The following is a 6,679-nucleotide window of genomic DNA, read 5'->3' as shown; positions in this document are numbered from 1 at the left end:
TCCCCGATCTTCACCGAGATCAGCGGATTCGGATCGGGTGCGGTTCCCTGGCTGTTCGCCGTGTTCGGCGCCGGCACCATCGTCGGCAACGTCGTCACCGGCCGTCTGGCCGACCGGTACATGCTGCCGCTGCTGGTGTACGGCTTCGCGGTCGTCACCCTCGTCCTGGTCGTCTTCGCGCTGGTGGCGCACCACCGGGTCCTCACGGTGGTGGCGGTGGCCGTGCTCGGGCTGACCGGGCTGCCGCTCAGCCCCGTCATGGGCGCGCGGGTCATCCGGGTCTCCAACGACGGTCCGCTTGTCAACACGGTGAACGCGTCGGCCATCAATGTGGGTGTCGTCGTGGGCCCGTGGGCCGGGGGAGTGGCCATCAGCCTGGGGCTGGGACTTCTCTCGCCGCTGTGGATCGGTGCGGCCATGGCCGCGACGGGGCTGCTCGCGATGGCCCCGGCGGCTCTTGCCGCCCGCCGCGCCCGCCGCGCCCGCCGCGACCGCCGCGACCGCCGCGACCGCCGCGCACGGCGTGGCGGTCCGGTCCCGCCGACCGGGCCGGAAGGAGCGGACGCCGAAGACGCCGGGGCCGCAGCCGCCCGGACGGAGGGGACCCGGGGTGCGGCGGCCGAGGACCACCGGGCCTCCTCCCAGGGCGACGGGGCACGGATGCAACCGTGACGCCCGGCGGCCGGGGCCGCAGCGGTGTCCGACCCCGGCCGCCTGCGCTGCCCGTCCACGGGGAGGAGCGGACGGTCATTCCCCCACGACTGCGAGCGTGAACCCGTCGTAGCCCTTGGCGCCCACGGTCTGTACCGTCGTGGCGCTCACCCGCGGCTCGGCGGCGAGCATGTCGTGGAGAGCCCTGGCGCCGTCCACCGCCGGGTCCGTGCCGGCCGAGTCGACGAGGGAGCCGCCGAGGACCACGTTGTCGACGACGATGACGCTGCCGGGCCGGGACAGCGCGAGCGCCCAGCGGAAGTACTCGGGCATGCCGGGCTTGTCGGCGTCGATGAAGCACAGGTCGAACGGCCCGGCCCCTTCCGCGGCGAGCTGCGGCAGCACGTCGAGCGCCTTGCCGACCCGCTGGTCGACCAGGTGGGTGAGGCCGGCATCCTCGATGTGGACCGCGGCCGCCTTGGCGAACAGGATGCCGGACTCGATCGTGATCAGCTTCCCGTCCGCGGGGAGGGCCCGGGCCAGCCAAATGGTGCTGTACCCGCTGAAGGTGCCGATCTCCAGGACGGTGCGCGCGCCGTGGATACGGGCCAGCAGGTGCAGCAGCTTGCCCTGGTGTGCAGAGACCTCGACGTCCGGCAGGCCGGCTTCCCGGCTCGCCCGGGAGGCCTGCTCCAGGGTGGTGTCCTGCGGTATCAGCAGCTTGCCGGTGTAGGAGTCGACGGCTGTCCACTGCTCCTGGCTCATGGCTCCTGCCTCTTCGAGAAGGGGGAAGGGACGAAGACGATGTGCGCACGGCGGGGCGGCCGCCGCGCTGGGAAGGGCACGGCTTCGCAGAGACGAAGATTGCGATTCGGAAATCATGCCGAGCATATGCCGCAGGAGCCGGGCAGGGAAGAGGGCGGCTTGCGACGCCCCGGATGGGCGCGTGGGCGAGGGCGGCCGGCGGCGGCTATCGCCGGCGGGCCGCCACCTCGGCCAACCTCCGCATGGTTTCCGGTATCGGAGCCGCGACCGCTGCGGTGAAGTCCGCGTCGTCCGCGGAGGGTCCGTCGATGTCCACCCGGTGGATGAGGCGGGCGCCCTCGGCCAACGCCTCGATCCGGTGGGTGAACCGCAGGAAGGTGCCGTCCGGGGTGCGCGTCTCGGTGCTCAGGCGGCACTCGGGGATCGCCTCGACGATGGTGATCGGGGCGGGTGGCCGGCCGTGCAGGGTCAGGGTGCCGCGGGTTCCGGCGGTCGGCGGGCCGGAGAGGGTCAACCGGGCCACTTCGCGGTCCCATCGGGGCCACTGCGCCGGGTCGGCGTAGCAGTTCCACGCCGCCGCCGGGGTGGCGGTGGTGGTGCGGGAGTGTTCGTAGGTCCACATGTGCGGCGGCTCCGGTCGGTCGGGATCGGGGGACCTCGCAGGGTCGAGGTAGTGATTGCTGCTAGGAAATCATATTGCTAAGGTGGATCACGACAGGGCCGTTGTGCCGAGTGGACGTTGGGGGAGCAGCATGGAAGGACGGGGGCACTTCAGCGGAGACATCGTTCTCTCGGGCGCCCGTGAGAACAACCTCAAGAACGTCTCCCTGACGATCCCGAAGGGCAAGCTCACCGTCTTCACCGGAGTCTCCGGCTCGGGCAAGTCCTCGATCGTCTTCGACACCATCGCGGTGGAATCGCAGCGCCAGCTCAACGAGACCTTCCCCGCCTATGTGCGCAACCGGCTGGCACGGCACGCCCGCCCCCGGGCCGAGATCATGGAGAACCTGTCCACGGCCATCGTGGTGGACCAGAAGCCGTTGGGCGGCAACTCCCGCTCCACGGTCGGCACCATGACGGAGATCCAGCCCATGCTGCGAGTCCTGTTCTCCCGGCACGGGCAGCCCAGCGCGGGACCGTCCAACCACTACTCGTTCAACGACCCGCACGGCATGTGTGAGACGTGCCACGGGCTCGGCCGCACCGTCACCGTCGCTCTCGACCGCCTGCTCGACGAGACCAGGACGCTGAACGAGGGCGCCATCACCTACCCCTCCTTCGCACCCGGCACGGCCCAGTGGCAGCTCTACGCCGAGTCCGGCCTGTTCGATCCCGACAAACCGCTCAGCAGCTTCACGGCACAGGAGCGGGAACTGCTGCTGTACGGCGGCGGATTCAAGGTGGACCGGCGCAGCAAGAACAGCGTCTACAAGAACGAGTACGAAGGCGTGGTCGTCCGCTTCACCCGCCGCTACCTCAACCGGGACGCGGACTCCCTCAGCCAACGGGACCGCAAAGCCGTCGCGGAAGTCACCGAGGAAGGCACCTGCCCCGAGTGCGCGGGCGGCAGGCTCAACAGCGTCGCGCTCGGCTCCCGGATCGGCGTACACAACATCGCGGACTACTGCGCCATGGAGGTCAACGACCTCATCCCCGTCCTGGAGGCGCTCCACGACCCGGTGGCCAAACCCGTCGCCCAAGCCGCCCTCGCGGCCCTGCGCCGCATCCAGGCAGTGGGCCTCGGCTACCTGAGCCTGGACCGCGAGACCTCCACCGTCTCCGGCGGGGAGGGCCAGCGCCTCAAGACCGTCCGCCACCTCGGCAGCAGCCTCACCGATGTGACGTACATCTTCGACGAGCCGAGCGTGGGCCTGCACCCGCGCGATGTCGAACGCCTCAACGCACTGCTGCTCGCCCTCCGGGACAAGGGGAACACCGTCCTCGTTGTCGAGCACGACCGCGATGTGATCGCCGTGGCCGACCACGTCGTCGACATCGGCCCCGGCGCGGGAGCGCACGGCGGTGAGGTCGTCTATGAAGGCACCGTCGAAGGGCTGCGCCGGTCGGACACGCTCACCGGGCGATGGCTGCGGCAGGTGCCGGGCCTCGCGCGCAACCACCGCACACCGAAGGGCGCCTACGTCCTGCGGGAGGTGAATCTCCACAATCTCAAGAACCTCACCGTCGAGGTGCCCTCCGGCGTTCTGACCGCCGTCACCGGGGTGGCCGGATCCGGCAAGTCCACGCTCGTCACCAAGGCCCTCGCCGCCCAGCAGCCGCACGCCATCTGCGTCGACCAGTCGGCCATCGGCATCTCGCCCCGTTCCACCCCCGCCACCTACGTCGACATCATGGACACGGTCCGCAAACTGTTCGCCGCGGCCAGCGGCGTCGAAGCGGGTATGTTCAGTTTCAACTCGACAGGCGGCTGCCCCACCTGCCGGGGCCGCGGCGTCATCCAGACCGATCTCGCCTTCCTGGAGCCGGTCACCCTCACCTGCGAGACCTGCGAGGGGCGCCGCTACCGCGAGCAGACCCTGCGCCATCGCCTCGACGGCAGGAACATCGTCGAGGTCCTGGAGCTCACCGTCGAAGAAGCACTGGACTCCTTCTCCGAGCCGGGCGTGCTGCGCAAGCTGCGCAGGCTCCAGGAAGTGGGGCTCGGCTACCTCACACTCGGCCAGCCGCTTTCCACCCTCTCCGGCGGCGAGCGGCAGCGGCTGAAACTGGCCGACCGGCTCCACGAGTCGGGCGGGCTCTACCTCTTCGACGAACCCACCACCGGGCTCCACATGGCCGACGTGACCGACCTCCTCACGCTCCTCGACCGCCTGGTGGACAGCGGAAACACCGTCGTCGTGGTGGAGCACGATCTCGACGTGGTCAAGCGGGCCGACTGGGTCATCGACCTCGGCCCCGAAGCAGGTCACCACGGGGGCCGGATCCTCTTCGAAGGGACCCCGGCCGCGCTGCTGTCGGCACCGGATTCGATCACCGCCGACCACCTCAGGAAAGACCTCGCACAGGGCGCCGCACAGCGCTGAGTCTCCGTACCCTCCGCACGCAGCACGCAGCACGCAGCACGCAGCACGCAGCACGCAGCACCAGCACCCCGTACCCGCAGCCGGAGCGGCAGCGGCAACCGGCCGGTGTCCGCGGCCGGCCGCGCGTGTCCGTGTCACGGCTTCGCCGCAGTAAGGACGGTCATGACAGAACCCACGCAATCCGACACCCGGCGCGCGCTGGAAACCGGGCTGACGGGCCTCACCTTTCCCCGGAAGGTCATCGTGGTGGGCGCCGGCCTCGCCGGACTGGCCATCGCCTACGAACTCGCCCGGCACGGCAGCCAGGTGACAGTGCTCGAGGCCACGGACCGGCCCGGAGGACGGGCATACACCCTCCGCGAACCCTTCGCCGACGGGCTCTACGCCGAGGCCGGAGCCATGACCGTCACCCCCTACTGCCACTACTCGATGCACTACCTGCGGGAACTCGGCGTCGGCCTGGAGCGCTCCGACCTGCTGGACCCCGACTTCGCGTACTTCATCGACGGCAAGTTCGCCACCACCGACCGGGCGTCGCTCGCCCGGCTCGGCCTGCCCCTCACCGACGAGGAGCGGGGCATGGACGTCCCGGAGATGATCGACACCTATGTCCAGTCCGTCTGCCGGAAACTGCAGCCGGACATCGACGCGCCGGAATGGTCCGTGACCGAGCGCCTGGCTCCGTACGACCGGCAGTCCGTCCACGAGGCCCTGCGCGCGGCAGGCGCCTCGGAGGCCGCGATCGACCTGATGGACCCCTTCTTCCTGGAGATGCGGGGCGGCGACCTCAAGGCGGCCTCTGCCCTCTCCTGGCTGCGCCACGAGGCGAGTCCGCACTCCATGGCCAGGGCCGACGGGCGCTGGTCGAAGATCGCAGGCGGCACGGACCGGTTCCCACGGGCCTTCGCCGAGCACCTCAAGGACCGCATCCGCTACCGGAACCCCGTCGTGCGGGTCACCCAGGACGCCACCGAGAGCCGCGTCACGTTCGTCGACCACGGCACCTTGCAGACACTCGCGGCCGACCACGTCGTCATGACGGTGCCCTTCAGCGTGATACGACACGTCGACTTCTCCGACGCGGGCCTCTCGGAGGTCAAACAGGACGCCATGCGACGCCTGCGGTACTCCTCCATCGTCCGCGTCTACCTCCAGATGCGGCGGAAGTTCTGGCACGACGCCAACCTCAGCTACTCCACCGACCTGCCCATCCGGTGGGTCCGCGACGCCACACCACACATGCCCGGCCCCCGCAAGATCATCGAGTGCATGATGACGGGCCGTCGGGCCCGCGCCGTCGCGGCGATGACCGACGAGGAGCGGCTGTGTTTCACCCTCGACCAGCTCGAAGAGCCGCTGCCGGGCGCCGCGGAACACTTCGAGGCCGGCACCTCGGTCGTCTGGGACCAGCGCCCCTACACCGAAGGGGCCTACATCCTGCCCGAGAGGCACCACAGCACGCTGATGCCCGCGATCCGCAAGCCCGAGGGCCGGATCCACTTCGCCGGTGAACACGCGGCCTTCGAACCCAACGGCGGCGCGATGACCTTCGCCCTGGAATCCGCCGTACGCACCCTCGTCGAACTCGGCCACGGCGCGGACCCCGCCTGAGGGCCTCCTGCCGACGGGCCTCTCCCACCCCGCGGCCTCTCCCTCTCGTGCCTCTCCGCCCCGACGGCCCTCCCTCCACCGGCCGGGTCCCCCGGGCCCCTCGCTTCCGACACACTCGCAGGAGGAACAGCGTGATGAAGGACGCCCTCGTCGAACTCGTCAGCACCGGCGGGCAGCGGGTACACGCCCAGACCGACCAGCTGAGGGCCGCGGGTCCGGCCGTACGCATCCGGCTCCCGGAGGGAGTCGTCGCGTGGTCCGTGACCCGCGGCGAGCTGGCCAAACGACTGCTCGCCCACCAGAACGTCTCCAAGGACGCCCGCAAGTCTTGGCCCGGCTATCGGCCCGGTGCCATCCCCTGGCTGAACCCCTGGGTCGATGTCATCTCGATGTTCACCACGGACGGGGAGGACCACGACCGGCTGCGGCGGTTGGTGGGCAAGGCCTTCACGCCGCGCCGCATCAACGACCTCCGCCCTGCGATCGAGAAGATCGTGGCGGACCTCCTGGACGGTTTGGCCTCCCACGAGAACGACGAGGAACCGGTTGATCTGCGCGCCTGTTTCGCCCATCCGCTGCCGACGCGCCTGATATGCGACCTCTTCGGG

At 70.3% G+C, this 6,679-nt stretch carries 5 protein-coding genes and 1 pseudogene; 4 read left to right on the top strand and 2 right to left on the bottom strand.

The features are described from left to right. On the top strand, window positions 1-672 hold a 672-nt coding region (locus KBY19_RS35340), incomplete at its 5' end, for an MFS transporter (RefSeq protein ID WP_210967468.1). 75 nt (window positions 673-747) lie between these two features. On the opposite strand, the gene KBY19_RS35335 is transcribed toward KBY19_RS35340, so the two are convergent. Further along, on the bottom strand, window positions 748-1,416 hold the full coding sequence (locus KBY19_RS35335) for an O-methyltransferase (RefSeq protein ID WP_210967467.1): 669 nt from the start codon (window positions 1,414-1,416) through the stop codon (window positions 748-750). A gap of 205 nt (window positions 1,417-1,621) precedes the next feature. Beyond that, window positions 1,622-2,038 (bottom strand): SRPBCC family protein, encoded by a 417-nt coding sequence (locus KBY19_RS35330; RefSeq protein ID WP_210967466.1) that lies wholly within the window; start codon window positions 2,036-2,038, stop codon window positions 1,622-1,624. Window positions 2,039-2,168: 130 nt separating this feature from the next. Here KBY19_RS35330 and KBY19_RS35325 point away from each other — a divergent pair, with 130 nt between their 5' ends. From KBY19_RS35325 to KBY19_RS35315, 3 genes and pseudogenes are all read left to right on the top strand, one after another. Then, a complete protein-coding gene (locus KBY19_RS35325) occupies window positions 2,169-4,460 on the top strand; it encodes an excinuclease ABC subunit UvrA (protein WP_210967465.1) in 2,292 nt (763 codons plus the stop codon). Window positions 4,461-4,622: 162 nt separating this feature from the next. Beyond that, window positions 4,623-6,071 (top strand): NAD(P)/FAD-dependent oxidoreductase, encoded by a 1,449-nt coding sequence (locus KBY19_RS35320; protein WP_210967464.1) that lies wholly within the window; start codon window positions 4,623-4,625, stop codon window positions 6,069-6,071. A gap of 134 nt (window positions 6,072-6,205) precedes the next feature. Next, window positions 6,206-6,679: pseudogene (locus tag KBY19_RS35315) on the top strand (cytochrome P450); the annotation flags it as partial.

This window comes from Streptomyces sp. B15 (assembly GCF_018070605.1).
Lineage (GTDB): Bacteria > Actinomycetota > Actinomycetes > Streptomycetales > Streptomycetaceae > Streptomyces > Streptomyces smyrnaeus.
This window is presented reverse-complemented; position numbering and strand designations above follow the sequence as displayed.